The 26332-nt window shown below is 74.2% G+C and carries 22 protein-coding genes and 1 tRNA gene; 10 read left to right on the top strand and 13 right to left on the bottom strand.

Features of this window, described 5'->3' with window-relative positions:
• Positions 1-22: 22 nt before the first annotated feature.
• The 4 genes from QFZ71_RS17665 to QFZ71_RS17650 form a co-directional block, all read right to left on the bottom strand.
• Positions 23-712 (bottom strand): hypothetical protein, encoded by a 690-nt coding sequence (locus tag QFZ71_RS17665; protein WP_307669174.1) that lies wholly within the window; start codon positions 710-712, stop codon positions 23-25.
• Positions 713-719: 7 nt separating this feature from the next.
• Positions 720-1919 (bottom strand): cyclic dehypoxanthinyl futalosine synthase, encoded by a 1200-nt coding sequence (gene mqnC, locus QFZ71_RS17660; protein WP_307669173.1) that lies wholly within the window; start codon positions 1917-1919, stop codon positions 720-722.
• A 72-nt stretch (positions 1920-1991) separates the two neighbouring features.
• Positions 1992-4046 carry a serine/threonine-protein kinase gene (locus QFZ71_RS17655; RefSeq protein WP_307669172.1) on the bottom strand — a complete coding sequence of 685 codons (2055 nt, stop codon included), beginning with the start codon at positions 4044-4046 and terminating at the stop codon, positions 1992-1994.
• A gap of 377 nt (positions 4047-4423) precedes the next feature.
• Entirely contained in the window at positions 4424-5305 is an 882-nt protein-coding gene (locus QFZ71_RS17650) for a menaquinone biosynthetic enzyme MqnA/MqnD family protein (RefSeq protein WP_307669171.1), read from the bottom strand.
• 401 nt (positions 5306-5706) lie between these two features.
• On the opposite strand from QFZ71_RS17650, the gene QFZ71_RS17645 reads away from it, so the two are divergent.
• From QFZ71_RS17645 to QFZ71_RS17630, 4 genes are all read left to right on the top strand, one after another.
• The gene (locus tag QFZ71_RS17645; protein ID WP_003967102.1) at positions 5707-5910 is read left to right on the top strand and encodes a cold-shock protein; all 204 of its coding nucleotides are present in this window, start codon (positions 5707-5709) and stop codon (positions 5908-5910) included.
• Positions 5911-6106: 196 nt separating this feature from the next.
• Positions 6107-6934: a MerR family transcriptional regulator gene (locus tag QFZ71_RS17640; RefSeq protein WP_307669170.1), complete on the top strand. Its 828-nt coding sequence runs from the start codon at positions 6107-6109 to the stop codon at positions 6932-6934.
• Positions 6935-7251: 317 nt separating this feature from the next.
• Positions 7252-10206 (top strand): BTAD domain-containing putative transcriptional regulator, encoded by a 2955-nt coding sequence (locus QFZ71_RS17635; protein ID WP_307669169.1) that lies wholly within the window; start codon positions 7252-7254, stop codon positions 10204-10206.
• A 204-nt stretch (positions 10207-10410) separates the two neighbouring features.
• Positions 10411-10587, top strand: a complete 177-nt coding sequence (locus QFZ71_RS17630) for a hypothetical protein (RefSeq protein ID WP_307669168.1) — start codon at positions 10411-10413, stop codon at positions 10585-10587.
• A 324-nt stretch (positions 10588-10911) separates the two neighbouring features.
• On the opposite strand, the gene QFZ71_RS17625 is transcribed toward QFZ71_RS17630, so the two are convergent.
• The 3 genes from QFZ71_RS17625 to QFZ71_RS17615 all read right to left on the bottom strand — a co-directional run bounded on the left by QFZ71_RS17625 (position 10912) and on the right by QFZ71_RS17615 (position 13554).
• Positions 10912-11622, bottom strand: a complete 711-nt coding sequence (locus QFZ71_RS17625; protein WP_307669167.1) for a TetR/AcrR family transcriptional regulator — start codon at positions 11620-11622, stop codon at positions 10912-10914.
• Positions 11623-11692: 70 nt separating this feature from the next.
• Positions 11693-12910: a serine hydrolase gene (locus tag QFZ71_RS17620; RefSeq protein WP_307669166.1), complete on the bottom strand. Its 1218-nt coding sequence runs from the start codon at positions 12908-12910 to the stop codon at positions 11693-11695.
• Between the two features lie 113 nt (positions 12911-13023).
• The gene (locus tag QFZ71_RS17615; protein ID WP_307669165.1) at positions 13024-13554 is read right to left on the bottom strand and encodes a hypothetical protein; all 531 of its coding nucleotides are present in this window, start codon (positions 13552-13554) and stop codon (positions 13024-13026) included.
• A 205-nt stretch (positions 13555-13759) separates the two neighbouring features.
• Here QFZ71_RS17615 and QFZ71_RS17610 point away from each other — a divergent pair, with 205 nt between their 5' ends.
• Entirely contained in the window at positions 13760-14446 is a 687-nt protein-coding gene (locus tag QFZ71_RS17610) for a hypothetical protein (protein ID WP_307669164.1), read from the top strand.
• A 48-nt stretch (positions 14447-14494) separates the two neighbouring features.
• Here the strand turns inward: QFZ71_RS17610 and QFZ71_RS17605 are convergent, their stop codons facing one another.
• Both QFZ71_RS17605 and QFZ71_RS17600 read right to left on the bottom strand, forming a co-directional pair.
• A complete protein-coding gene (locus QFZ71_RS17605) occupies positions 14495-16924 on the bottom strand; it encodes a PQQ-binding-like beta-propeller repeat protein (RefSeq protein ID WP_307669163.1) in 2430 nt (809 codons plus the stop codon).
• Positions 16925-17315: 391 nt separating this feature from the next.
• A complete protein-coding gene (locus tag QFZ71_RS17600) occupies positions 17316-18125 on the bottom strand; it encodes a VOC family protein (RefSeq protein ID WP_307669162.1) in 810 nt (269 codons plus the stop codon).
• A 428-nt stretch (positions 18126-18553) separates the two neighbouring features.
• On the opposite strand from QFZ71_RS17600, the gene QFZ71_RS17595 reads away from it, so the two are divergent.
• Positions 18554-19201, top strand: coding sequence for a TetR family transcriptional regulator (locus QFZ71_RS17595; protein WP_307669161.1), 648 nt, complete (start codon positions 18554-18556; stop codon positions 19199-19201).
• Between the two features lie 186 nt (positions 19202-19387).
• Here the strand turns inward: QFZ71_RS17595 and QFZ71_RS17590 are convergent, their stop codons facing one another.
• Positions 19388-19666, bottom strand: coding sequence for a type II toxin-antitoxin system Phd/YefM family antitoxin (locus tag QFZ71_RS17590; protein ID WP_307669160.1), 279 nt, complete (start codon positions 19664-19666; stop codon positions 19388-19390).
• Between the two features lie 84 nt (positions 19667-19750).
• Between QFZ71_RS17590 and QFZ71_RS17585 the strand changes: the two genes are divergently transcribed.
• From QFZ71_RS17585 to QFZ71_RS17570, 4 genes are all read left to right on the top strand, one after another.
• On the top strand, positions 19751-20446 hold the full coding sequence (locus tag QFZ71_RS17585; protein ID WP_307671496.1) for a pyridoxal 5'-phosphate synthase: 696 nt from the start codon (positions 19751-19753) through the stop codon (positions 20444-20446).
• A 173-nt stretch (positions 20447-20619) separates the two neighbouring features.
• Entirely contained in the window at positions 20620-21831 is a 1212-nt protein-coding gene (locus tag QFZ71_RS17580; protein ID WP_307669159.1) for an NAD(P)/FAD-dependent oxidoreductase, read from the top strand.
• A 108-nt stretch (positions 21832-21939) separates the two neighbouring features.
• The gene (locus QFZ71_RS17575; protein ID WP_307669158.1) at positions 21940-22422 is read left to right on the top strand and encodes a carboxymuconolactone decarboxylase family protein; all 483 of its coding nucleotides are present in this window, start codon (positions 21940-21942) and stop codon (positions 22420-22422) included.
• A 60-nt stretch (positions 22423-22482) separates the two neighbouring features.
• Complete coding sequence (locus QFZ71_RS17570) at positions 22483-23463, top strand: AraC family transcriptional regulator (protein ID WP_307669157.1); 981 nt, start codon at positions 22483-22485, stop codon at positions 23461-23463.
• Positions 23464-23587: 124 nt separating this feature from the next.
• On the opposite strand, the gene QFZ71_RS17565 is transcribed toward QFZ71_RS17570, so the two are convergent.
• The 3 genes from QFZ71_RS17565 to QFZ71_RS17555 form a co-directional block, all read right to left on the bottom strand.
• Positions 23588-24469 (bottom strand): NAD(P)H-binding protein, encoded by an 882-nt coding sequence (locus QFZ71_RS17565; protein WP_307669156.1) that lies wholly within the window; start codon positions 24467-24469, stop codon positions 23588-23590.
• Between the two features lie 139 nt (positions 24470-24608).
• Positions 24609-24682: transfer RNA gene (locus QFZ71_RS17560), tRNA-Met, on the bottom strand.
• Positions 24683-24835: 153 nt separating this feature from the next.
• The gene (locus QFZ71_RS17555) at positions 24836-26146 is read right to left on the bottom strand and encodes an MFS transporter (RefSeq protein ID WP_307669155.1); all 1311 of its coding nucleotides are present in this window, start codon (positions 26144-26146) and stop codon (positions 24836-24838) included.
• Positions 26147-26332: the final 186 nt, after the last annotated feature.

The following is a 26332-nucleotide window of genomic DNA, read 5'->3' as shown; positions in this document are numbered from 1 at the left end:
CCCTCACCGGACGGAGGCGGCCTCAGCGGGCGCGGTGCACCAGCCGTCCCGCGAGCACCGTCGCCACGCAGGGCCGGGGCCCTGCGCCGTACAGCGCCGCCTCGTCGGGCACGTCGAAGACGGCCAGGTCGGCCCGGCCGCCCACCCGCAGCGGACCGTGCGCGGTACGGGCCAGATCGCCACCCGCCGCGAAGGGGTCCAGCTCCGGCACCCGGCCGCCCACGGGCGGCGGCTCCCCGGTCCCCTCCCGTACGGGCGCGGGAGGAGGCGGGAGCCGGACCAGGCCCGACCGGGCGACGGCCGTGCGGAGCGCAGGGTCGTCGTCCGCGCCGAGGGGGCCCGCCAGGTGCGTGGTGCCGTGGCGCAGCATCCGCTGGAGGCCGCGCCGGACGCTGCCGGCCCGCCGGGTCGCGTCCATGGTCGCCGCGATCCGGTCGAACTCCTCACCCCGCAGTGGGAGTTCACCCAGTTCGTCGGCCTCGCGGGGGTCCGGGTGGTAGCAGCGGGTGAGGAGTTCGGCGGCCCGGTCCTGGCGTAGTCCGGGGGTGAGGAGGCCGGGCCAGCGGCGGACGCGGGCGGCCGGGTGCGCGGCGGCGACCTCCGCGTACGGGCCGAGGGCGGCGATCCGGTCGCCGTCCACCGCCACCGCCCCGTCCACGACGGCCGCCGCGCCCACCGGGAGGACCAGGGGCGCGGCGTGGATCGTCAGCACAGGGGCGTCAGTTGGCGTTGAGGAGCTTGAGCTCCGGGTGGGCCGTGCCGCCCTCGATCGCGGTGGACGAGATGTGCGAGACGACGCGCTCGTCGACCGGGTCCATCGCCGGGTCGTCGTGCACGACGAGGTGCTCGTACGTCGTGGCGCGCTGGGCGGGGACCCGGTCCGCCTTGCGGATCAGGTCGATGATCTCCAGCCGGTTGGAGCGGTGCCTGGCCCCGGCCGAGGAGACGACGTTCTCCTCCAGCATGATCGAGCCGAGGTCGTCCGCGCCGTAGTGCAGCGACAGCTGGCCGACCTCCTTGCCGGTGGTCAGCCAGGAGCCCTGGATGTGGGCGACGTTGTCGAGGAAGAGCCGGGCGATGGCGATCATCCGCAGGTACTCGAAGAGGGTGGCCTGCGTCTGCCCCTTCAGCTTGTTGTTCTCCGGCTGGTAGGTGTACGGGATGAAGGCGCGGAAGCCGCCCGTGCGGTCCTGCACGTCCCGGATCATCCGCAGGTGCTCGATGCGCTCGGCGTTGGTCTCGCCGGTCCCCATCAGCATGGTGGAGGTCGACTCGACGCCGAGGCCGTGGGCGATCTCCATGATCTCCAGCCAGCGCTCGCCGGACTCCTTGAGCGGGGCGATGGCGGTGCGCGGCCGGGCGGGCAGCAGTTCGGCGCCCGCGCCCGCGAAGGAGTCGAGCCCGGCGGCGTGGATGCGGCGGATGGCCTCCTCGGCGGAGACCTGGGAGATCCGGGCCATGTGCTCGATCTCGGAGGCGCCCAGCGAGTGGATGACGAGCTGCGGGAACGCCTTCTTGATCGCGGAGAAGTGCTCCTCGTAGTACTCCACGCCGAAGTCCGGGTGGTGGCCGCCCTGGAACATGATCTGGGTGCCGCCCAGCTCCACGGTCTCCGCACAGCGGCGCAGGATGTCGTCGAGGTCGCGGGTCCAGCCCTTGGCGGTGTCCTTGGGCGGGGCGTAGAAGGCGCAGAACTTGCAGGCCGTCACGCACACGTTGGTGTAGTTGATGTTGCGCTCGATGATGTACGTCGCGATGTGCTCCGTACCGGCGTAGCGGCGGCGGCGTACGGCGTCGGCGGCGGCGCCCAGGGCGTGCAGCGGCGCGGACCGGTAGAGGTCGAGCGCCTCCTCCGGGGTGATCCGACCGCCTTCGGCGGCTCGGTCGAGGACGGGCTGAAGGTCGGCCTTCTCGGTCACCGGGCTGTCACCTTTCGGCGGTATTTTCGACGATCCACGGACCGATCCAGCGTACGCCAGCCCCCTGCGCGATCAGTCGCCGGACCGGGTGAGCCTCCCGTACGGGAGACCGGCGGCGCGTTCCTTCGAGCGGTAGTCCAGGGCGCCGTCGCCGGTGAGGCGGAAGACCAGGTCGGCCTCGGTGGTGGTGCACAGGCCGGGGGTGCTGGGGCGGTCCGGGTCGGTGGCCTCGCGGATGTTCAGCTCCTTCGCGGTACCGGAGACGAGCGTGCCGACGCTGTTGCAGGTGACGCTGACGCCGAGCTGGGAGATCGTCGTGCTCATCCGGACGACCCGCTCACCGCGTTTCCCCTCGGTGAAGACGGCGGTGAGCGTGCCGTGGGGCTGTCCGGTCGTCCGCTCGGTGACCGGGCCCTTCCAGGTGCCGACGTACGCCTTCGGCAGCGCGCCGGCCGGGGCCTCGCTCGCGTCGCCGGACCCGGTGGGCGTCGGCTTCCCGGCACCCGGCGGGGAGTCGGAGGCGGACGGCTTCGCCGCCGCGTCCGTGCCCCGGTCGGCGTCGCCGTCCGGGAAGAAGCCGTCGAGCAGACCGGTGCCGAGGGTGACGACGGCGAGCGCGCCCGCCACGGCCAGGGCGACGGTGCAGCTGACCCGGCGGCCGCGGCGCTCCCCGGCGCCCGGCCCGTCCTCGGCGCTGACGGTGACCGAGAAGCGGGGGTCGGTGGTGCGCTGCCCCGGCAGCCCGCCCGCGCCGGCCCCCCGGTCGCCGTTGCTCTGCCGGTAGGTACCGGCATGCGTGGGAGGCGGGGGCGAGGTGGAGGCGGGCCTCGCGCGCGGAGGCGTCGGGGGCGGGGGCGGGGGCGGCGTCCCGTACCCGTCGTCCTGCGGATGCGGGGTGCCGTACGCGTCGTCCTGCGGATGCGGCGCCCGGAACGGCGCGTCCTGCGGCGCCTCCTGCGGGCGGGGCGTCCCGTACGCGTCGTCCTCCTGCGGGCGCGGTGATCCGTACGGCGCTTCCCGGGAGCGCGGCGATCCGTACCCGTCGTCCCGGGGGCGCGGCGATCCGTACGACGCTTCCTGGTCGGGGCGCCGGGTCCGGTACGCCGGGTCCTGCGGGGCCGGGGCGGGCGGTCCGAACTCCCCTGCGGCCCGGCCCGGCAGGGCGGCTCCCGGCCCGGCGCCCAGCGAGGCGCTGCTGAACGGCACGGGCCCCGACTGCACCGGCCCGTCCTGCGGCTCCAGATCCAGCAGCGCCACCGCGGACCGGCTGACCTCGCTCACCAGCGGGCCCGGCAGCCAGCCGCCCGCCACCATCGCCGCCGCCCCGTCCGGGGCGAGCGCCCGTGCCAGGTCGGCCGGGGCGGGGCGGGCCGCCGGGTCCTTGGCCAGGCAGCCCGCGACCACCTCGCGCAGTTCGCCCTCCAGATCGCCCAGCTCGGGTTCCTCGTGGACCACCTTGTAGAGGAGGACGGCGGAGGAGTCACCGGGGAAGGGGGCCTCGCCCGTCGCCGCGTACGCGAGGACCGCGCCCAGCGAGAAGACGTCGGCGGCGCCGGAGACGTCCACACCCCGGATCTGCTCGGGCGCCATGTAACCGGGCGAGCCGACCGACACCCCGGTGGAGGTGAGCGAGACGGTCGCGCCGAGGGCCCGCGCGATGCCGAAGTCGATGAGGCGGGGCCCGTCGAGGGCGAGCAGCACGTTGGACGGCTTCACGTCGCGGTGGACGATGCCCTGGCCGTGCACGGCGGCCAGCGCCTCGGCCAGACCCGCGCCCAGGGCGCGTACCGCGTGCTCGGGCAGCGGGCCGTGCTCGGTGACCGCCTGGGAGAGCGGCGGCCCGGCCACGTAGCCGGTCGCCACCCACGGCACCGGCGCGTCCGGGTCCGCGTCCAGGACGGGGGCGGTCCACTGGGCCCCGATGCGCCGGGCGGAGTCCACCTCGCGCCGGAACCGGGCGCGGAACTGCTCGTCGAGCGCGAAGTGGGGGTGGACGACCTTGACCGCGACCGTGCGCCCGCCCGCGCTGCGCCCCAGATACACCCGGCCCATGCCGCCCGCGCCGAGCCTGCCGAGCAGTCGGTAGGCACCGATGGTGCGCGGTTCGCCCGCTTCCAGCGGCTGCATCGTTGGACTCCCCCTGTGAACCCTGCGGACGGTGGGCCCGTGAACCCGTGGACGGTAGAGCCTGTGGGCGGTCCGGCCCGGACCGAAGCCTAGGGGGCGTCACCGGCGCGGTCACCGGGAAACGGCCGGACCATTCCCCCTTCTCCGGTCAGGACGGGATCTTTACGCCACAGGGAAAGGCGCGAATGTGCTGGTGCACCGCCCCCATTCCCTCTCCCGGAAAGGATTCCGGAGCGGTGAACGGAGCGGGATTCGCGCACGCTTTCCCTGAGCGCGGTCGTGGGATGCCTATCCAAGATCCTCTACCCGGGCACCCCTCCGGTACTCCTCCCGGGCGCCCTCGTGGAAGGCGCAAGCGAATTCCCCCACGGAGCGGCTCAGCCGCCGAGCAGCTCCACCCGGACGTCGGCCGGGTAGCCGGTGTCCCGGCCCGTCCGGCGGGCGAACTCGCGGACGCCGGCGAGCTGGGCGGGGCCGAAGCGGAAGTCGAGCGTCGTGAAGTACTCCTCCAGCACCTCCGCGTCGAAAGCCTCCCAGCGGGCGGCCTGCTCCGCGACCTTGGCGACCTCCTCCAGGGAGAGGTCCCGCGAGGCCAGGAACGCCTGGTGGACCTGGGCCGCCTGCTCCGGGTGCGCGGCGAGGTAGTCCTTGCGGGCCGCCCAGACGGCGAAGACGAACGGCAGCCCCGTCCACTCCTTCCACATCTGGCCCAGGTCGTGGACCTGGAGCCCGAGCCGGGGGGCGTCGTGCAGATTGGCGCGGAGCGCGGCATCGCCGATCAGCACCGCGGCGTCCGCCTCCTGCATCATCAGCCCCAGATCGGGCGGGCAGGTGTAGTAGTCGGGCCGGACCCCGTACCGCTCGGCCAGCAGCAGCTGCGCCAGCCGCACGGAGGTGCGGGAGGTCGAGCCGAGCGCCACCCGCGCCCGGTCCAGCCGCTCCAGCGGAAGCTGGGAGACGATCACGCAGGACATGACCGGCCCGTCGCAGCCGACCGCGATGTCGGGGAAGGCCACCAGGTCGTCGGCGTTGCGCAGGTACTCCACGAGGGTGACCGGGCCGATGTCCAGGTCTCCCCTGACCAGCTGCTCGCTGAGCCGCTCCGGGGTGTCCTTGGAGAGCTCCAGGTCGAGCAGGGTTCCCGTGCGCGCGAGGCCCCAGTAGAGCGGGAGGCAGTTCAGGAACTGGATGTGGCCGACGCGGGGCCGGCTGCGACGGTGCTCGTCGCCGTCACGGGGGGAGACGGTTGAATTGTCCACATCGTGAGGCTAGACCCGCCTCCGCCCGGAGGCACCACCGGGGCCGCCCGCCCCCTCCGCGCCGACCCCGCGCGCCCCTCCCGCGCCCGGGCCCGTACAGCGGTCCGCCCGCCCCCTCCGCGCCGGGCCGGGACGCCCCGCCGCGCCCGCTCCGAACCCCTCCCGGAAGGGGCTCCGGGACGCCACTCCCCGAACGCCCGGCAGGGCCGTCAAACCTACGGGTGAAGTGATCTTTCCCTCTACCGCTCCGCGGAGACCCCATGCTAGGCTCGCCGCCAAGTTGCAGTTTGGTTTCCCTTGCAGTACAGAGCCTGCGGAGCATGTAACCCGCAGGCTTTTGTAGTTTTCAGACTTGTTTGCAGGTTCTGGAGCAGGGCAACCCTTTGGCCCAAGGAGGGCTTATGGCTACCGGAACCGTCAAGTGGTTCAACGCTGAAAAGGGCTTCGGCTTCATCGCCCAGGACGGCGGCGGCCCGGATGTCTTCGTTCACTACTCCGCGATCAACGCGTCCGGGTTCCGCTCCCTCGAGGAGAACCAGGTCGTGAACTTCGACGTCACTCAGGGGCCCAAGGGTCCGCAGGCTGAGAACGTCACCCCGGCCTAGTTGCCCGGGTCGGCCGATCGCGGTCGCACAGAGCAGTACCCAAGGAGCCCCGCTCCTTCGCTCCGGCGGAGGAACGGGGCTCCTGCCTGTGTACGGCCCGGTGTCCGGGTCCGCCCCCGGTCGGGCGCGGGAAGCGAACCGGGGCGCGGCGGCGCTTGACCTTGACCCCGTGTGAAGCCGTGCAGTGGGAGCCATCATGTTCACCATCGGAGACTTCGCCAGGTACGGGCGGGTGTCGCCCCGGATGCTGCGTCACTACGACGCCGTCGGGCTGCTGCACCCGGACCGCACCGACCCCGCCACCGGCTACCGCCTGTACGGCGCGGCCCAGCTCGCCCGGCTCAACCGGATCATCGCGCTCAAGGACCTCGGCTTCACGCTCCGGCAGGTGGCGGCGGTCCTGGACGAGCAGGTGGGCCCGGAGGAGCTGCGCGGCATGCTGCGGCTGCGCCGGGCCGAGCTGGAGGAGGCGATGGCCGCCGCGGCGACGCGGCTGGCCGGGGTCGAGGCGAGGCTCCGGTCGATCGAGAGCGAGGGGCGCATGCCTGCCGACGACGTCGTGATCAAGACCGTTCCGGCGGTCCGGGTGGCCGAACTGACCGGGACGGCGGACAGTTACGAGCCGCACCACATCGGGCCGGTGATCGGCCCGCTGTACGAGCGGCTCCTCCCGCTCCTGGAGGGCGCGGGCCTGCGGCCCGCCGGTCCCGGGATCGCCCGGTACGAGGACGCCCCCGGGGGCGGGGGCGCGATCACCGTGCACGCCGGAGTGACCGTCTCGGCCCCGGTGGGCCCGGTCGGGGACACCGGGGTGAGCGTGGTGGAGCTGCCACCGTTCGAAGCGGCGACGATCGTGCACCGGGGCGCGATGGACGACGTCCTGCCGGCCGCCCAGACCCTGGCCCACTGGCTCGACACCCACGGCTACCGCTCCACGGGCTACGCCCGCGAGGTCAACCTGGAGTGCCCGCCGGACCGGAGCGCGTGGGTGACGGAGCTCCAGGAGCCGGTGACGAGGGCCTGACGCGGCGCCCGTACGGGGAGGGGCCACCGGCTCCTCCCCGTACGGGCGCGGTCTCCCGGTTCCCCCGCGCGCGGGAACACGGGGCACGGCGCGGCACGTCGTTCCCGGATCGTTGTCGAAGCCTTGTGCAGAGCATCACCCACTGCTGACGAGTCCGCCCGGAACAAGGCAGACTGTTGAGCGCGATACCAGCGGTACCGCGCCGTCCGGATGCGTCGACGCCCTTCCCCGCGCGGGCGGGCATCACGGACCGCGGGCACCACCGGCTGGGTCCGCAGACGAGCGGGACCGGCAGGCGAGCAGGACAGGGGGCATCAATGGACCGTGACGACGGGCCACGCGTGCGCATACCGGAGCAGCGCGCTCCGGAGCAACCGGCTACCGCGGACACCCTCAGGTTCACCGTGCTCGGGCCCGTACGGGCCTGGCGCGGCTCGGAGTTGCTCCCCTCCGGCTCTCCCCAGCAGCGCGCCCTGCTGGCCGCCCTGCTGCTGCGCGAGGGCCGGACGGCCACCGCGAACGAGCTGATCGCCGCGTTCTGGGGCGAGGACCCGCCCTCGCAGGCACTGGCCACGATCCGCACGTACGCCTCCCGGCTGCGCAAGACGCTGGGCCAGGACACCCTGGTGAGCGAGTCCGGCGGCTACGCGATCCGCACCGACCGGGGCGCGCTCGACCTGACGCTGGCCCAGGACCTGGCCGCCGAGGCGGAGAAGGCCCGCGCGTGCGGCGACCGCGGCCAGGCCCGCACCCTGATCGACAAGGTGCTGGGGCTGTGGGACGGCGAGGCGCTGGCGTCGGTGCCGGGGCCGTACGCGGACAACCAGCGGACCCGGCTGGAGGAGTGGCGGCTCCAGCTCACCGAGACCCGGCTCGATCTGGACCTGGAGGTCGGCTGCCACGCGGAGGCCGTCTCCGAGCTGACCGCGCTCACCGCCGCGCACCCGTTGCGGGAACGGCTGCGGGAGTTGCTGATGGTGGCGCTGTACCGCAGCGGCCGGCAGGCCGAGGCGCTCGCGGTGTACGCGGACACCCGCCGGCTCCTCGCGGAGGAGCTGGGCGTCGACCCGCGCCCCGAACTGGCCCAGCTCCAGCAGCGCATCCTGCGCGCCGACGAGGAGCTGGCCCGCCCCGCGGACGAGCCGGCGCCCGCGCCCGCGCCGCTGCGGCCCGCACAACTCCCGGCGACGGTGCCCGACTTCACCGGGCGGACCGCGTTCGTGTCGGAGCTGGGCGGCCGGCTGGCCACCGCCGAGGGCTCGGTGATGGCCGTCTCCGCGCTGGCCGGGATCGGCGGCGTCGGCAAGACCACGCTGGCGGTCCACGTCGCCCACCAGGCCCGCCCGCACTTCCCGGACGGGCAGCTCTACGTGGACCTCCAGGGGGCGGGCGCGCGCGCGGCGGAACCGGAGACCGTGCTCGGCTCGTTCCTGCGGGCGCTCGGGACGGCGGACTCGGCGATCCCGGACACGCTGGACGAACGGGCCGCGCTGTACCGCTCGACGCTGGACGGCCGTCGCGTCCTGGTCCTCCTGGACAACGCCCACGACGCCGCCCAGATCCGCCCCCTGCTGCCCGGCACGCCGGGGTGCGCCGCGCTGGTGACGAGCCGGGTGCGGATGGTGGACCTGGCCGGGGCGCACCTGGTGGACCTGGATGTGATGTCGCCCGAGGAGGCGCTCCAGCTGTTCACGCGGATCGTCGGCGCGGAGCGGGTGGGCGCGGAGCGCGAGGCGGCCCTGGACGTGGTGGCCGCGTGCGGCTTCCTGCCGCTGGCCATCCGTATCGCCGCCTCCCGGCTGGCCGCCCGCCGCACCTGGACGGTCTCGGTCCTCGCCGCGAAGCTGGCCGACGAGCGCCGCCGCCTGGACGAGTTGCAGGCGGGCGACCTCGCGGTGAAGGCCACGTTCGAACTCGGCTACGGCCAGCTGGAACCGGCCCAGGCCCGCGCCTTCCGGCTGCTGGGCCTGGCGGACGGCCCGGACATCTCCCTCGCCGCGGCGGCGGCCCTGCTGGACCGGGACCCGCACGCGGCGGAGGACCTGCTGGAGGCGCTGGTCGACACGAGCCTGGTGGAGTCGGCCGCTCCGGGCCGCTACCGCTACCACGACCTGGTCCGCCTCTACGCGCGTGCGTGCGCGGAGCGGGACGAGGAGCCTGCGGCACGGGAGTCGGCACTGTCGCGGCTGCTGGACTTCTACCTGGCGACGGCGGCGGGGGTGTACGCGCTGGAGCGGCCGGGGGACCGGCTGGCCGACCACCGCGAACCCACCCGGTACAGCGGGCTGACGTTCGCCGACCGGCACAGCGCACAGGACTGGCTCTACGCGGAGGCCAACTCCCTGCTCGCCTGCGTACGTCAGACCTCGGGGGCCGGAGCTGTGCGCCGCGCGGTCGACCTGCTCTGGGCCACCAAGGACCTCGCGGAGTCGGGCGCGAACTCCAAGCAGTACGAGGCCGCGGCGATCATGATGCGCGATCTGGCGCAAGCCACCGGCGATGCGCGGGCCGAGGGCCGGGCGCTGATCACCCTCACCAACGCCCGCCTCGTCGCGGGCCGGTTCGACCAGGCGGAGCGCGACGCGCAGCGCGCCACGCGGCTCGCCCGCGCCGTGAACGACCCCCTGCCCAGTTGCTGGGCCCCGAACGACCTCGGCATCATCGCGCTGTACCAGAACCGGCATGCGGAGGGGGAGAGCTACCTGGAGCAGGCGATCGCCAACTTCCGGGCCGACGGCAACCGCCCCGGTGAGGCGAGCGCCCTGTGCAACCTCTCCCGCATCCACCTCGCCATGGGGAACACGGCGAGCGCGGTGGCCCTCGCCCAGCAGGGCATCGACATCTACGACGAACTCGGCCACGCGCTGCGCGGCGCGAACGGTCGTTACGCGCTGGGCCTCGCCCTCACCCAGAGCGGGCGGCTTGCCGATGCGACGGACCAACTCCACGACGCGCTGGCGGTGTTCCGGGACAGCCGGCAGCGCCTCTGGGAGGGAATGGCGACGTTCCGCCTGGCGGAGGTCGATCTGGCGGCGGGCCTGCCGGCGCAGGCGGCCACGAAGTCCGAACAGGCTCTCGCCATCCTGCGCGGCATCGGCGGGGAGTGGCGACGCGGCAATGTCCTCACCGTCCTGGGCCGGGCGCTGAACGAGATCGGGCAGCCGGGCCGGGCCCAGGTGTGCTGGCGCGAAGCGCTGGACATCTATGAAGCGCTCGGATCGGCGGAGATCGAAGGTGTTCGGAAGCTGCTGGTGCCGACCCTGCCCGGATGAGCTCCTGAGGAGCGTTCATCATTCGTTTATCGCGCCCCGACATGGTGGTCCCAGCCGTACCGTCGCATCGGGGGGCAGACGGAACGGCCTCGGCCGCACGGGTAGGTTGAACGGCCGAACGACACCCGCTCGGCAGCCCACGGGGGAGTTGCCGGGCGGGTTCGTCGAATCCGAGCACAGCCATTCAGGAAGCTGGAGAACACCATGAGCGATGCGCAGAAGAAGCCGGTCGTGAAGCCGCTCGACAACCACGCCACCGGCGGGGATGCCACGACGCAGGACAACCACGCGACGGGTGGCGTGCTGAAGCCGCTGGACAACCACGCCACCGGCGGCACCGCCCAGCCGCTCGACAACCACGCGACGGGCGAGACCGCCTAGACCTCTCCGAACGGGGGGACGGGGGGACGCGGCCGCGGCGACGCCGAGGGGGAGCCGTCGCGGTCGCGGTACGGGGGAATGTGTGAGGGGCCCGGGACGGGGGAAACGCTCGGGCCCCTCCCGCGTGTCCGGAGCGCATGGCTCCATGCCTCGCTCCTCGAACCACCGCTCGATGTCACGCGGCTCGGCGGCGGACGCGTGCTCGTCCTCGGCAGCCGGACCGCACTCCTTCCGCATCCGTGCCGCCAGGACCCGTCGGGGCCCGCTCCTCCCACCCGTCGGGTGCGAGCCGGACGGACGTCGCCCCGCCCCCGGGGGCGAGCGCTACGACCCGTCCCCGGCGCGGGCCTCCACCGCGTTCAGGAGCAGGTCCATGACGAACTCGAACTGGTCGTCCTCGTCGGCGTGCGCCAGATGCGGGGCCACGGAGGCCAGGTGCGGGAAGCGCCGGGGGGAGGCGGCGAGGTACTCGCGCTGCCAGGCCATCCGGTCGCCTTCCCGGTCCGCCCCGTCCGGAACCGCCGAGGCCGCCTCGAAGGAGCTCATCGCCAGGGTGACGTCGACCAGCGCGCGGTAGTAGCGGGCGGCCTCCCGCGGTGCGAAGCCCGCCTCCAGCAGCGCGCCGATCACCAGGTCCGCGCCCCGGAACTCCGCGTCGCGCCGGGAGACCCGCGAGGCGACCAGGACGGCCAGGGCGGGGTGCGCCAGGCAGGCCCGGCGGACCCTGCGGGCCAGGTCGGTCAGGGTGGCCCGCCAGGTCGGGCCGGGCCCGAAGCCGTCGACGGCCTCCGCGATCAGCCGCTCGGCCAGGCCGAGGAGGATGTCGTCCTTGCCGGAGAAGTAGCGCAGCACCGCCGTGTGGTTGGAGCCGAGGTCGGCGCCGAGCCTGCGCAGCGTGAGCGCCTCCGGTCCTTCCCGCTCCAGCACCGCCAGGGCGGCGTCCAGGATGCGTTCCCGGCTGAGCGCGTTCGACGGGGGACGCCCTCGCCTGGCGCCGGCGGAACGGGGGGCCGGGCTGTCGGGATCGTCCGTCATGCCTTCATCCTAGGGAGCCTCCGACGGGTGCGGTCGGGCCCCTCACGGCTCCCGACCGTCCTGGCACCGGCTACGCGTCCGCCGCGAGGTGGGCCACCAGCGCCGTGAGCGCCGTCGCGGTCTCGCCGTCCAGCGCGGGGTCGTCGGCCACCGGCCAGGCGCTGGTCTTCACCACCACCGCGTCGGCGTCCGGGTCCACCCACAGGTACTGGCCGTAGATCCCGAGGCCGGTGAAGGCGCGGCGCTCACCGCCGTGGGTCCACCACTGGTTGGCGTAGCCGTAGTGGCCGGGGTACCGCTCGCCGAGCGCGCCGGCCTCCAGATGCGGCAGGCCCGCGCCGCGGCCGCGCTCGACCCACGAGCGCGGTACGACCTGCCGCCCGTCCCACCGGCCGCCGCGGGCCATCAGCAGCCCGAACCGGGCCATGTCCCGCACCGACGCGTTGAACGATCCGCCGCCGACGGCCGTACGCGGCAGGCCCCGCGACAGGGCGTAGTACGCGTCCGACTCCGCCCCGATCGGCCCCCAGAGCCGCTCGGCGGCGTACCGCGCCAGCGTCCGGCCGGTGGCCGCTTCCAGGACCCAGCCCAGCACCTGGGTGTCGAGCGTCGAGTAGTTGAACCGGGTCCCCGGCGCGCTGTGCGGACGGACCGACCGCACGGCCTCCAGCACGGTGCCGCCCTGCCCGGTGACCGCCCGCATCAGCCGGTTGACGGGGGCGTCCGGGTCCTCGTAGTCCTCCACCCCGCCCGCGCCGCTGCTCATGTGCAGCAGGTCCTCGATCGTCGGGCCGTCGAACGCCGAGCCGGCCAGCTGCGGGCAGTACACGACGGCTTTGTCGTCCGCCGAACCGATCGCACCCTCCTCCAGCGCGATACCGATCAGCGCCGAGGTCACCGACTTCGTCAGCGAGAAGAGCTGGAACCGGCGGTCCGGCCCCGCGAACCGCCCCGGATACTCCTCGTGCACCAGCCGCCCCCGGTGCACCACCGCGAACCCGGTCGTCCGCGTCCGGGCGTGCAGGTCGGACAGCGTGCGCCTCGCCCCGTCCCACGTGTACGTGAACTCCAGCGGGCGGGGGGCCCCGGGCAGCGGGCTCGGGCGGGCGGCGCGCGGCACCGTCTCGGTCGGCAGCAGCAGCGACATGTGCGTGAACGTCCACTCGTTGACCGGCGGCCGCAGCACCAGTTCGTCCTGGTGCCGCCACACCCACCGGGCGCCCGCTGCCGCCGCCCCGACCGCGGCGACCACCCCGGCCCCGGTCACCCATGCCCTGTCGCCCGCCATGACACCACACCTCGCAGAAGCTCGTCCGACCTTTATGAACCAATGGTGACACCAATGGTTCAACCAGGCAAGCACTGCCCTCGCCGCTCCCCCTTCACCACCGCGCCGCTCGCTCAGAGCGCCACGGCGGTCACTTCGCAGCGCTTGACGCGGGACACCTTGCCGGGGCTCTCCATCCGCACGGTGAGGGTGCGCACCTCACCGCCGTCGAGGACCGTGGTGGTCTCGGCGGTGTCCACGGTCCTGCCCAGCCCGTCGAGGAACCGCACGTCGATCTCGTACTCCTGCGAGCCCGGCTCCTTCGCGCGCAGCTCCACCAGCGACGAGGTCATCGCCCTGCGCTTGCCCTTGCGGGGCACGGCGCAGCGGATCACCCGCACGGCGGGGGCGTCGGACGCGGCGGGGGTCGGAGTGCCGTAGGAGGAGCCGGACGAACCGGAGGACGAGGAGTCGCCGTAGTCGTCGCCGTAGTCCGTGTCGCGGTAGCCGTTGTTGCTCTTCTTCGAGCTGGAGCAGCCGCCGCCCGAGCTGCTGCCGCTCTTGCCGCTCCGGCCCTTGCCACCGCTGCCGGAGGTCGAGAATCCGGTGAGCGCGAGCACCACCACGACCAGAACCGCCGCGAGTTTCATCTGTCGCCGCATCATGGATGCAGCCCCCCTTGCATGTTGTCGGCCGTGGGCCGCGCCGATGGCGCGTGTCGTCGCCCTCAGCTTGCCGTGCGCGACCCCCTGTCTGGGTCATGACCCTGTCACGGTCCGGTCATGGTCCGCGTGGCGGGGGTGAGCGTCCGGGCGTAGCGTCGGCTGCGGGCACCCGTGTACGCGCCGGACGACTCCCTGGAGGCCGACGATGATCCGCACCGTCCTCGGCTCCCTCGTCGCCCTGGCCGGGGCGGCCTCCGCCGTGCTGAGCCCGTTCCGCGACTGGTACGACGGGCGGGTCGGGCGCGCCTACCGGGTGCGGGACCTCTTCGAGGGGATCACTGCCACGGAGTCGGGGGTGCTGGTCTCGATCCTCCTGCCGTTCCTGGCGGCGGCGGTGCTGGTGGCCCTGGGCGTGGTGCTCCGGTCGCGGGCCGTGGTCGCGTTCGCCGGTCTCGTGGTGCTGGGCTTCACCGCGCTGTGGATGATCCGCCAGGGGCAGGCGAACGGGTCGCTGGTGGTGGCCGGGGACGGGTCCGGGTTGCAGGTGGGGGTGGTGAACGCCCTGGCGGGCGGGGTGCTGATGCTGATCGGGGCGGTGCTGATGGGGGGCCGCCGGAGCCGGCGGGAGCGGAAGGCGGGCCGGGGACCGGAGCGGGAGACCGTGGAGCCGTACGCCGCGCCGGTCCCGGACCGGGTGGACACGTGGCCGCCGACACGGGAGCCGGGGATGTCCGTGCAGACGTCGCCGTGGCCGGAGCCGGAGGTGGACCCGTACACGGGGCCGGACCCCCGTGCCCCCGGTACGCGGCCGTGTCCGCGGGTACCCCACCCGGAGGACGACCCCCGCGACCCGGTACACCCACCGCACCCGCCGCCGCCTCCGCAGGGCTGACGCCGCCCCGCCGGGGGTTCCGTCCTCGAACGGGGGGACGGGAGTGGCTCAGGCCCTCGCCCGGTTCCCCGTGCCGGTGCCCTTCAGCGCGTCCAGTGCGTACACGCAGCGGTCCTTGCTGCACGCGTACACCACACCCGCCTGCGCCACGGGCGACCCCGTGATCTCCCCGCCCGTCGCGAGCTTCCAGCGCAGCTGGCCCCCCGCCGCGTCCAGGGTGTACAGCACGTGGTCCGCCGAGCCGAAGTGCACCCGGCCGTCCGCCACGACCGGCGCGCCCACGACGTCGCCGCCCGCGGCGAAGCGCCACTTCGGGGTGCCGGTGACCGCGTCCAGCGTGTACAGCGCGCTGCCGCTGCCGACGTGCACGTTGCCCACCGCCACCAGCACGGGCTCGATCGAGGAGCGGGCCTCCGTGGCGATCCGCCAGCGGTCCTTGCCGGTCGTCGCGTCCAGCGCGTACACCGTGCCGAGGTAGTCCGCGAGGTACACCCCGCCACCGGTCACCGCGGGGCCCGGCGCGAACGCGGGCGGCGACAGGAACACCGCGGGGGCCTCGAAGTGCCAGCGCACCCGCCCGGAACCGATCTCCACCGCCAGCACGCGGGTGCCCGCGGCGATGTAGACGTAGCCGTCCAGGGCCGGGGTGACCCGGACCGGGACGCCGCCGCAGGAGGCCGCGTCGCCGATGGGGTACGACCAGCGCTCGATGCCCGTACGGGCGTCCAGCGCGCGCAGCCGGGCGTCCTGCCAGACGTACACCGTGCCGTCGTGGATGACCGGTCCGGCCTCCGCCGTCTCGAAGTCGCTCTGCGCGCCGGTGACTTCCCACAGCTTGTCACCGTTGGACGCCTCCCAGCCCTGGACGCCGCCGCCGCGGGTCGCGGTGAGGACCGTGCCCCGGTCGGCCTTGAGCGCGTACACCCACGCGTCGGTCGACAGGCGCCACTGCTCGGCACCGCTCGCCGCGTCCAGCGCGTACAGCGACGGGCCGTCCGACGCGTGGATGCGGCCGCCCTCCACGGCCATCGCCCAGGCCACGTCCCGCGTCTTGAACTGGCGCCGCCCGTTGCCCACGTCCAGCGCGTGGACCTCGAAGGACGTCACGTACAGCAGATCGCCGGAGACGACGGGCGTGCCCCACACGTCGTTGGACATGCGGAAACGCCAGGGCCGCCAGCGGTCCGGGACCGGGGCCGTGCCGTCCGGGGAGGTCCCGGGCGCCGGGACGGGAGCCGTGGCGGCGGGGCCGGTGGCGAGCGAGGAACCGTTCACTCCGGCGGGCGGGCGGACCCAGCCGGTCGCGGCGGCCGGGTGCGCGGCGGCGACCCCGCGCCCCTCCCGCGCACGCGGGCCGGGTCCGATCGGCACCTTCGCGCCGGGCAGCCGGACGGGGCCGCCGTCGGGGGCGGCCACGGCCGAGGCCGGTCCGGGCCCTCCGGACAGCGGGGAGGTCGAGGCCAGCGGGGAGGTCGAGCGCAGGTCGGCCCCGTTGCGCCAGGCGGTGTCCCGCGGCGGGGGTCCCGGAGGGTTGTCCGGCGGCGGGGGGCACGCCAGGACCGGCGGGGCGGGCCGGGCCGGGCGGCCGCCCCGGCGGGCCTCGATCATCGCGGTGGCCCGCGACGGCAGCCAGGCCGATGCCGTACCGCTGTCGTCGCTGCCCGAGGCGAAGAGGTGCGGGGACAGCTGGGCCTGGAGGTCGGCGGGGCTGGGCCGCCGGCCGGCGTCCATCTGCATGCAGGACTCGATGAGCGGCCGCAGGTCGTCGGGCAGCCCTTCCAGGTCGGGACCCTCGCGCAGCAGCATGAACACCGTCTCGACCGGGTTGGCCCCGTGGAAGGGGGCGTGCCCGGTGGCGGCGAAGACGAGGGTGGAGCCCAGCGAGAAGATGTCGCTGGCCCCGGTGACGCTGCGGGAGTCACGGGCCTGCTCGGGCGACATGTACGCGGGTGTGCCGACGGCGACGTTCGTCATGGTCAGCCGGGTGTTGGAGACGCCGGACGCGATGCCGAAGTCGATCACCCGCGGGCCGTCCTCGACGACCAGGACGTTGGAGGGCTTCAGATCGCGGTGGACGAGGCCCGCTCCGTGGATGGACTGGAGTGCCTCGGCGATGCCGGCGGCCAGCCAGCGCACGGCCTGGGTCGGCATGGGGCCGCACTCGTTCACTATCTCTTCGAGCGAGGGCGCGGGCACGTAGGCGGTGGCGAGCCAGGGCACGGCGGCGCGCGGGTCGGCGTCGACCACGGCGGCGGTGTAGAAGCCGCTGACCGCACGGGCGGCCTCGACCTCGCGCGTGAAGCGGACCCGGAAGAGCTGGTCCTCCGCGAGCTCCGTCCGCACCGTCTTGATCGCCACCCGCCGGCCGGACGCCGAGCGGGCGAGATAGACCAGCCCCATACCGCCGGCGCCGAGCCGTCCCAGCACCTCGAACGGGCCGATCCGTCTCGGGTCGTGCTGCGTCAGCTGCTCCACCACGTGCCTGCCACCTCCCCGTAACGGACCTCGGCGACGAAGTCCGCGGATTACCGCCGGTCGAATCCCGCCCTGTTCAGCGCGTCCCCCGTGCAGGATCTCACCACGGGGCATCACCTGGCGGTACGCACCCCGATTCTTCCTGGCTCGGCCGCCGGTTGCGAACCGGGGGCGGATCGGGGTGTCCCCTGTCACTTCGTCCCGTATCCCCGCACACCGGGCCACGCGCCGGGCCGCTCGGCGCGCCCGCTCCCGGTGGGCGGCGGGGCGGCCACCGGGAGCGGGCGGGGTGCCGGCAGCGGGGCGGGCAGCGAGCCGGGCGACCGGCGGGCGGGCGAGGTGGCCGGGGTCCGGAGTGGGCCGGAGGGGGCGGGCGACCGGGGCGGTTCGCCGGTTACGGGAGCAGTTCGCGGGGCTGGAGCACGGCGAAGACGGCCCCCTGGTCGTCGTGGAGCACGGCCATCCGGCCGTAGGGGATGTCGAACGGCGGCTGGGCGACCCGGCCGCCGAGTTGTACGGCGAGTTCCGCGGCGGCGTCGCAGTCGGCGACGGCGAAGTAGACGAGGAAGTAGCTGGGCAGCTCGGCCGGGAACGCGTCCGTGAGGACGCTGCGGCCGCCGACCACGGTGTCCGGGCCCGGTTCGACGCCCTCGGGGGACCACATGCGGAAGTCGACCAGCGCCTCCGCGTCGCCGGAGACGTCCTGGCCGGCCTCGTCCAGGTCGGTGCCCTGGAAGCCGAAGACCTTCTCGTAGAAGGGGTCCACCCGGTCCGGCTGCCGGGTGTAGACCTCGGTCCAGCAGAAGGAGGCGGGGTCGTTCTGCTTCTCGAAGCCCTCGCGCTCCTCCGGCTGCCAGAGCCCGAAGACCGCGCCTCCGGGGTCGACCGCCTGGGCCACGATCCCGGCGCGCCCGGCCCGTACCGGGTCGGTGATGATCTGGCCGCCGTGCTCGCGGATCGCGGCGACGGTGGCCCGGATGTCGTCGGTGGTGAAGTAGACGCCCCAGGCCGTGGGCATCCGGCCGTCCTTCTTGGCGGCGAGCCCGGCGACCAGGCGGCCGCCGCTCAGCGCGTCCGCGAAGGGCATGCCGTCGCCCGCCCGGAAGGTCCAGCCGAAGAGCCCGCCGTAGAAGCGCTTGCCCGCTTCGAGATCGGAGAGCTGCACGTCCGCCCAGCACGGCGCGGAATGCGCGAATGCGGCCATGGGACCGGATCCTTCCGTAGCGGTGGCGCGGTGACACCCGTCACAGTCAACGTAGCGTCGCGCCCCGTCACGCGCGCCCCGAACGCACCCATAGGGAACGTTTGCCCGATCAGTGAAGGGCGCTTCCACTTCGTGGACGAAAGTTGTCCACCGGCGTTGTCCACAGGCTGTTGATAACATTTACCGCGACGACACCCCGCCCCTCCGAGCCTCCTTCGGGCCGCCTCGGGGCCGCTTTCGGGCCGCCGCCCACCCCTCCCGCACCCCGGCGAAACCCTCGCGCCAGCCCCTCACGCACCCTTCGCACAGGCGGCTGAAAATCGCCGTTCTACGCCCCGCATACCCCCCACACCCCCGCATTTCCGGCGGCGTTCCCCATTTGCAGTCGGCCGAATCGCGCTCCCGACACCCCTCGGTAAGCTGACGGCATGACAGGACAAGTACGCACCGTCGACGGCCGCGTGGCCGGTCGGCGCGGTCAGGCGACGCGGCAGAAGTTGCTCGACTGCCTCAGCGAGATGCTCAGCTCCTCGCCGTACCGGGACGTCAAAGTCATCGACGTCGCCCGGAAGGCCGGGACTTCACCCGCGACTTTCTACCAGTACTTCCCCGACGTGGAGGGCGCCGTCCTCGACCTCGCCGAGGAGGTCGCCAAGGAGGGCTCCGGACTGACCGAACTGGTCGCCGGACGCTCGTGGGTCGGCAAGGCCGGCTGGACGACCTCCGAACAACTCGTGGACGGATTCCTCGACTTCTGGCGGCAGAACGACGCGATCCTCCGCGTGATCGATCTCGGCGCGGCCGAGGGGGACAAGCGGTTCTACAAGATCCGCATGAAGATCCTGAACTCGGTCACCAACTCCCTCACGGATTCCGTGAAGGAGCTCCAGAGCAAGGGCAAGGTCGACAAGGACGTCAGCCCGGCGGCGATGGCCGGCTCCCTGGTGGCGATGCTGGCAGCGGTCGCCTCGCACCAGAAGGGCTTCACCACCTGGGGCGTGAAGCAGACCGAACTACGCCCCAACCTGGCCCTGTTGGTCCACCTCGGCATCACCGGCAAGAAGCCCACGAAGTAGGCGGACCGGGGCACGGGGCCCTCGGCCCCGTACACCCCTGGCACCGGGCGGGCGCACGTCCCGCCCCGATGCCCCGTCGTCCGCGTCCTGTCTCACCGACGGCGGACCGCCCCCCACCCGGCGGGCGGTCCGCCGTCGGCGTATCCGGGCGGCGTTCAGGTGTCGAGCAGGCCCGACCGGTGCCGTTCAGCCAGGGTGGCGCTCCCGGACGCCGTCGTCGCCCACCCGGTCCTCCGCGCCGGAGAACGCGTCGGCGTCACGACGCAGCAGCGCGCCGTCCACGCGTGGCAGCCGACGGTGGCGGGCCACGAGCTCTTCCGCGCCGAGCCGCCGCTTACGGCCGGGCGGGCGCAGTTCGGCGACCTCCATGCCGTTCCGGGTGACGCGGAAGGTCTCACCGCCCTCCACCGCGTCCATGACCTCGGCGGACCTGTTGCGGAACTCCCGCTGCGTGATGGTCCTCATCGCTCCACCGTTGCGTGCCGTGTCCCGTTACGCCCCACCCCCGGGTACGGGGGCGCGTGCGGTCCAATGGCGTCCATGCCCTCCATGAACGGCCCCACCGCTCACCCCTCCCCCGCCACGGCCTTCCCGGACCTGCTGCACGCCCAGCGCGTGTGGGACACCGACCTCCCGGACTTCGACCCGGCGGACGTGCCGTCCGCGCCGCTGCCGCTCTTCCACGCCTGGTTCGCCGGGGCCGTGGCGGCGGGACAGACCGAGCCGCACGCGATGTCCCTGGCCACGGTGGACGCCGAGGGCCTGCCCGACGTCCGCACGCTCCTCCTCCACGACGCGGACGAGCGGGGCTTCCACTTCGCCACCCACGCCACCAGCGCCAAGGGCCGCCAGCTCGCCGCACGCCCGTGCGCCGCACTCGGCTTCTACTGGCCCGCGCAGGGCCGCCAGGTACGCATCCGGGGCCCGGTCGTGCGCTGCACACCCGCCGAGAGCCACGCCGACCTGCACGTCCGGTCCACCGGGGCGCTCGCCGCAGCGCTGACCGGGGCGCAGAGCGAGGTGGTCGGCTCGGTGGCGGAGCTGCACCGGGCGGCGGACGCGGCCCGCGAGCGGGCGACGGCGGAGCCGGACGCGGAGGCCCCGACCTGGACCCGGTACGTGGTCGAGCCGGCCGAGGCCGAGTTCTTCCAGGGCGACGCCCACCGCCGCCACATCCGCCTCCGGTACCGCCGCACCAGGGGCGGGACGGACGGCGGCTGGACCCGCGAACTGCTCTGGCCCTGACCGGTACGGCCGGAATTCGTTCGGGTGGCCGCCTGCGACCGCCCGCACCTGACGATGCATCAGCTCGGGCGGCACCGGTCCGCCCCCGCACCCCGCCCCCTCGTGATCAATTCGCAATCGATTTCCCTCTTGACCGAGACCCATCAACAGAGCGGACGATTACGCTCCGAACCATGCCCAACAGCCCCTCCCCCGCAGGCAGTCGCGCCGTCGCCCTCACCGACCGCACGGACGACCGCCCCGTCTACGTCGTCGGCGGAGGTCCTGGCGGCCTTTCCACCGCCGCCGCGCTGCGCGCACGGGGCGTACGGGCGGTGGTCCTGGAGAAGGCGGACCGGGTCGGCGCGTCCTGGCGCGGCCACTACGACCGGCTGCGTCTGCACACCACCCGGCGCTGGTCGGCGCTGCCGGGGCTGAGGATGCCGCGCGGGTTCGGGCGTTGGGTGGGCCGGGACGACATGGTGCGGTACCTGGAGAAGTACACCGAGCACCACGAGCTGGAGGTGGTGACCGGCGTCGAGGTGACCCGGATCGACCCGGCCCCCGACGGCTCCGGGGACTGGCGGCTCACCGCGACCGGCGGGCGGGTTCTGCGCGGCCGGGCGGTCGTCGTCGCCACCGGGTTCAACCACACCCCGCGCATCCCCGACTGGCCGGGCCGCGACACGTACACGGGCGAGCTGCTGCACGCGGCGCGGTACCGCAACCCCGCCCCGTACGCGGACCAGGACGTCCTCGTCGTCGGCATCGGCAACACGGGCGCGGAGATCGCGGCGGACCTGGCGGAGGGCGGGGCCTCCCGCGTGCGGATCGCGGTGCGCACCGCCCCGCACATCGTGCGCCGCTCCACCGCGGGCTGGCCGGCCCAGGCCACCGGCATCCTGGTCCGCCGTCTGCCGGTACGGCTCGTGGACCGCCCGGCGGCCGTGCTGTCCCGGATCGCCGTGCCCGACCTGACCGCCCGGGGCCTCCCGCGCCCCGACAGCGGCCTGGCCTCCCGCGCCCGCCAGGGCGCGATCCCGGTCCAGGACGTGGGGCTGATCGACGCGGTGCGGTCCGGCCGGGTGACTCCGGTGGCGGCGGTCGCCTCGTTCGACGGGGACACGGTGGTGCTGGCGGACGGAACCCGGCTCACCCCGGACACCGTCATCGCCGCCACCGGCTACGACCGGGCCCTGGAGCCGCTGCTCGGCCATCTCGGCGTCCTGGACGGGCGGGGCCGCCCGGTCGTCCGCGGCGACCGCTCGCCCGCGTCGGCGCCGGGGCTCTACTTCACCGGGTTCACCAACCCCATCAGCGGGATGCTCCGCGAAATGGCCCGCGACGCCGAGAAGATCGGCCGCCGGATCGCGCGGGAGGAGGCGCGGGCGAGCCGACGCGGGTGAAGCCCCGCACCCCTGGTGTGACGCCCGCCACTCCGCCGGATGTCACATCGCGGAGCCCTGCCCCGTCCTGTGTGTGCAACCACGGACGACATCGCAGAGGAGCACACCATGAACGCCCGCCTCAACGCCTTCGCCAGCCCCGTGACGGGGAAGCTCGTCAAGCATCTGGTCGCCGCCGGGAAGGTGGTCGAGGGCACGGGACTGCCCGCCGCGACGCAGGAGCTGGTGAAGATCCGCGCCAGCCAGATCAACGGCTGCGGCGGCTGCCTGGACATGCACACCAAGGAAGCCGCGGCGGCCGGGGAGACCGCGTTGCGCCTCCACCTGATCGCCGCCTGGCGGGAGGCCACCGTCTTCACCGACGCCGAGCGCGCGGCGCTGGAGCTGACGGAGCAGGGCACCCGCATCGCGGACGCGGCGGGCGGGGTCCCGGACGAGGTCTGGGCGAACGCGGCCGAGCACTACGACGAGGAGCAGCTCCTCGCCCTGGTCTCCCTGATCGCGCTGATCAACACCTTCAACCGGCTGAACGTCATCCTCCAGCAGCCTGCGGGCGGCTACCAGGTGGGGCAGCTCGCGCACCTGTCGTAACCCCGTCCGGCCGGTCCGCGCGGCGTCGGGGCGGCCGGCGCTCTGCCTAGGCTGGGCGCCATGGACGTGTTCGACGAACTGTTGCGGGGCGTGCGGGGCCGGGGCGCGGTGTTCGGGCGGTCGGTGCTGACCGCGCCGTGGACCCTGCGGTTCACGGACGGGGCGTACCTGACCCTGTGTCTGCCGCTGCGCGGTGCGGGGTGGATCGTCCCGGAGGGCGGCGAGCCGCTGCGGGTGGAGGTCGGCGACGGAGCGATCGTGCGGGGCCCGGCCCCGTTCGTCTTCACCGACGACCCTGCGGACGGTACGGGGGCGGGCCGGGCCGGTGACGTCCGGGAGGTGCACCGGGGACACCTCCAGGACGCCACCGGCACCGGCTCCGTCGCCGTCGCGCCGGACGGCGGCCCCGAACTCGACTCCCCCACCGTGCTGCTGGCCGCCACCTACGACGTACAGGCGCACGTGCCGCAGCGGCTCCTGCGGGCGCTCCCGCCGGCGCTCGTGGTCCCCGACGAGGAGGACTGCGCGCCGCTGCGCGGCTACCTGGAGACCCAGATCGGCCGGGGCCGGCCGGGCGACCAGATCGTGCTCGACCGGCTGCTCGACTGGATGCTGGTGTGCACGCTGCGGGACTGGTTCGACCGGCCCGAGGCGAATCCGCCCGGCTGGTACGGGGCCCTCGGCGACGAGGTCGCCGGACCGGCCCTGCGGGCGATCCACGAGGACCCGGCGCACCCCTGGACGACGGCGGAGCTGGCGGGCCGGGCGGGCGTGTCCCGGACGACCCTGGCGAAGCGGTTCACCGAACTCGTCGGGGACGGGCCGGTGGCCTATCTGACCGAGTGGCGGATGACGCTGGCGGCCGATCTGCTGACCCGCCCGGAGCTGACCGTCGCGGCCGTGGCCCGCCGGGTGGGGTACGCGGACGCGTTCGGCTTCAGCGCGGCGTTCAAGCGGCTGCGCGGAGAGAGCCCGAGCGCGTACCGGCGGGAGGCCGCGACGGCATCCGGGACGGTGGGGACGGCCGCCCCGGCGGGGTGAGCCGCCGGGGTGAGCCGCCCTCGGGGCGTGAGCCGCCCCTTGCGGCGTGAGCCGTCCCCCTGCTCGTCCCGGCCCGGCCCAGCCCCTGCGGGATGAACCGCTCCCCCGGCCCCGGCCGCGCCCCTCAGCCCCAGACGCCCCGCGCCGCCGCCTCCCGGACGACGTCCGCGATGTCACGCGGCTCCCGGCCGAGCGCCCGGCGCACCCCGTCCAGCACCGGTGCCTCCTGACTCGTCGTGATCGGGATCAGGGCGTCGGTCCAGAGGCCGGCCTCCTCGTCCGTGAAGCCCTGGCCCTCGACGAGCCCGGCCCGGAAGACGGAGGGATCGACGGGCACGTACGCGGCGCGCTTCCCGGTCGCCTTCGCGATCTCGTCCAGGACGTCGGCGATACCCAGGGCGCGCGGGCCGGAGAGCCCGTACTCCTGACCCGCGTGGCCGTCCTCGGTCAGGGCGGCGACCGCCACCGCCGCGATGTCGTCGGCGTCCACGAACGCGGCCTTCCCGTCCCCGGTGGGCAGGGCCAGTTCGCCGGAGCGTACGCCGTCGAGGAAGACGCCCTCGCTGAAGTTCTGGGCGAACCAGCCCGGCCGCAGGATCGTCCACTCCAGCCCGGAGGCGCGCACGGCCCGCTCGCCCTCGCCGTGCGGCCCGCCGACGTCGTGGCCGGGCCCGAAGTAGCCGGGCACGTCCACGCCGCGGGCCGAGAGCAGCACGAGGCGGCGCACCCCGCTCGCCACGGCCCGCTCGACGAGAGGGGGGGTCGGGGAGGGCGAGGTGTCGAGCGGGACGATGTAGACGGCGGCGGCCCCGTCCAGGGCGGGACCCCAGGTGGCGGGCTCCGCCCAGTCGAACCGGGTCTCCCCGGACCGCGAGGCCGCGCGGGTCTCCACCCCCAGCTCGCGGAGTCGGGCCACCACCCGGCGGCCGGTCTTGCCGGTGCCGCCGATCACGAGGACGGGGCCCCGCGTCGGGGTCGTATCGGTACGCGTATCCGGAGTAGTCATGGCACCAGCCTCACGCGGCGGGAGGCCCCGGCCCATGGCTCAGCGTCCGGGAGAGATGTCCGAGCGTCCGGCAGGGGCGGGGACCGGGCACACGAAGAGGCCCGGATCCTCGGGATCCGGGCCTCTTCGTGATCATCAGTAGCGGGGACAGGATTTGAACCTGCGACCTCTGGGTTATGAGCCCAGCGAGCTACCGAGCTGCTCCACCCCGCGTCGGTGAACCCCACCCTACGGCACGGAACACCCCCTCCATGACCGCGAGCGGCCCGGTCCGGCCCGCCGACCCCTCGCGCGGCCACCAGGCCCCCGCGGCCGGCACGCCCCCGCGGCCGGCCGGCCCGGCAGCCCACCCCGGCGTACGGCCGTTCAGCCGACCGCCCCGACACGCGGCACTCGCGCCCGCCGGATCACCAGCGCCATCAGGGCCGCCATCGCGCACAGCGCCCCCGACGCGTACCAGACCACGTCGTAGCTGCCGAACACGTCCCGCGCGACCCCGCCGAGGAACGCGACCACCGCCGCGCCCACCTGGTGCGAGGCCAGCACCCAGCCGAAGACGATCGCACTGTCCTCGCCGTACTGCTCGCGGCAGAGCGCCAGCGTCGGCGGGACCGTGGCGACCCAGTCGAGGCCGTAGAAGACGATGAAGAAGATCATCGGCGGCCGTACGTCCGGGGCCATCAGCATCGGCAGGAAGAGCAGCGAGATCCCGCGCAGCGCGTAGTACACGGCGAGCAGCCTGCGCGCGTCGAAGCGGTCGGTGAGCCAGCCGGAGAAGATCGTGCCGATGACGTCGAAGACCCCGATGACCGCGAGCAGCGAGGCCGCCGCCGTGATGGGCATGCCGTGGTCGTGGGCGGACGGCACGAAGTGGGTGCGGATCAGGCCGTTGGTGGAAGCCCCGCAGATGGCGAAGGTGCCCGCCAGCAACCAGAACGGCCCGGTGCGGGCCGCGTCGAGCAGGACCCGCACCGTCCGCCGGGCGGCGCCGCGAGCGGGGGCGGGCTTCGGCACGTACGTGCCGCCGTACGGGGCGAGTCCCACGTCGGCCGGGTGGTCCCGCATCAGGAGCCACACGAACGGGACGACGACGAGCGCGGCGAAGGCGGTGGTGACCGAGGCGGGCCGCCAGCCGTGTTCGTCGATGATCCAGGCGCAGAACGGGAGGAAGACCAGCTGCCCGGAGGCCCCGGCGGCGGTGAGCACACCGGTGACCAAGCCCCGCCGGGCCGTGAACCAGCGCTGGGTGACGGTCGCGGCGAACGCCATCGCCATGGACCCGGTGCCGAGCCCCGCCAACAGGCCCCAGTACAGCATCAGTTGCCAGGACGCCGTCATCCAGACACTGGCCAGCGCCCCGGCCGCCACCAGGGTGAGCGCGCTCGCCACGACCCGCCGGATGCCGAAGCGGTCCATGAGCGCGGCCGCGAACGGCGCGGTCAGCCCGTACAGGGCCATGTTGATGGAGACCGCGAACCCGATCTCGCCACGGGACCAGCCGAACGCGGTGTGGAGCGGGTTGATCAGCAGTCCGGGAAGGGAGTTGAAGGCCGCCCCGCCGATGATCGTCACGAAGGTGACGGCCGCGACGATCCACGCCCGGTGGACACGGGGCGGGCGACGCCCGTCGCGGGGCGGCCGGGCGTCGTGGGTGGCGCTCTCCAGGGTCTCGGTCACGTGGACCAGCTTCTTGGCCCGAGGCGTACGCCACGAGTGGCCGGAAGGACATGGTTCGCAGGGATCGGGCCATCACCCGGCGCACGGAGGCCGATGTCCCGCCTGTGACAGCCCGTCGGCCGGTCGGCCGGGCCGGGGACGGGGGCGGGCTGCGCCGACGAAGCGGTCAGCCGGGCCGGGGGGCTC

The organism is Streptomyces sp. V2I9, from assembly GCF_030817475.1.
Classification (GTDB): Bacteria; Actinomycetota; Actinomycetes; order Streptomycetales; family Streptomycetaceae; genus Streptomyces.
Note: the sequence above shows the minus strand (reverse complement) of the source record. Positions and strands in the feature narration are given on the sequence as shown.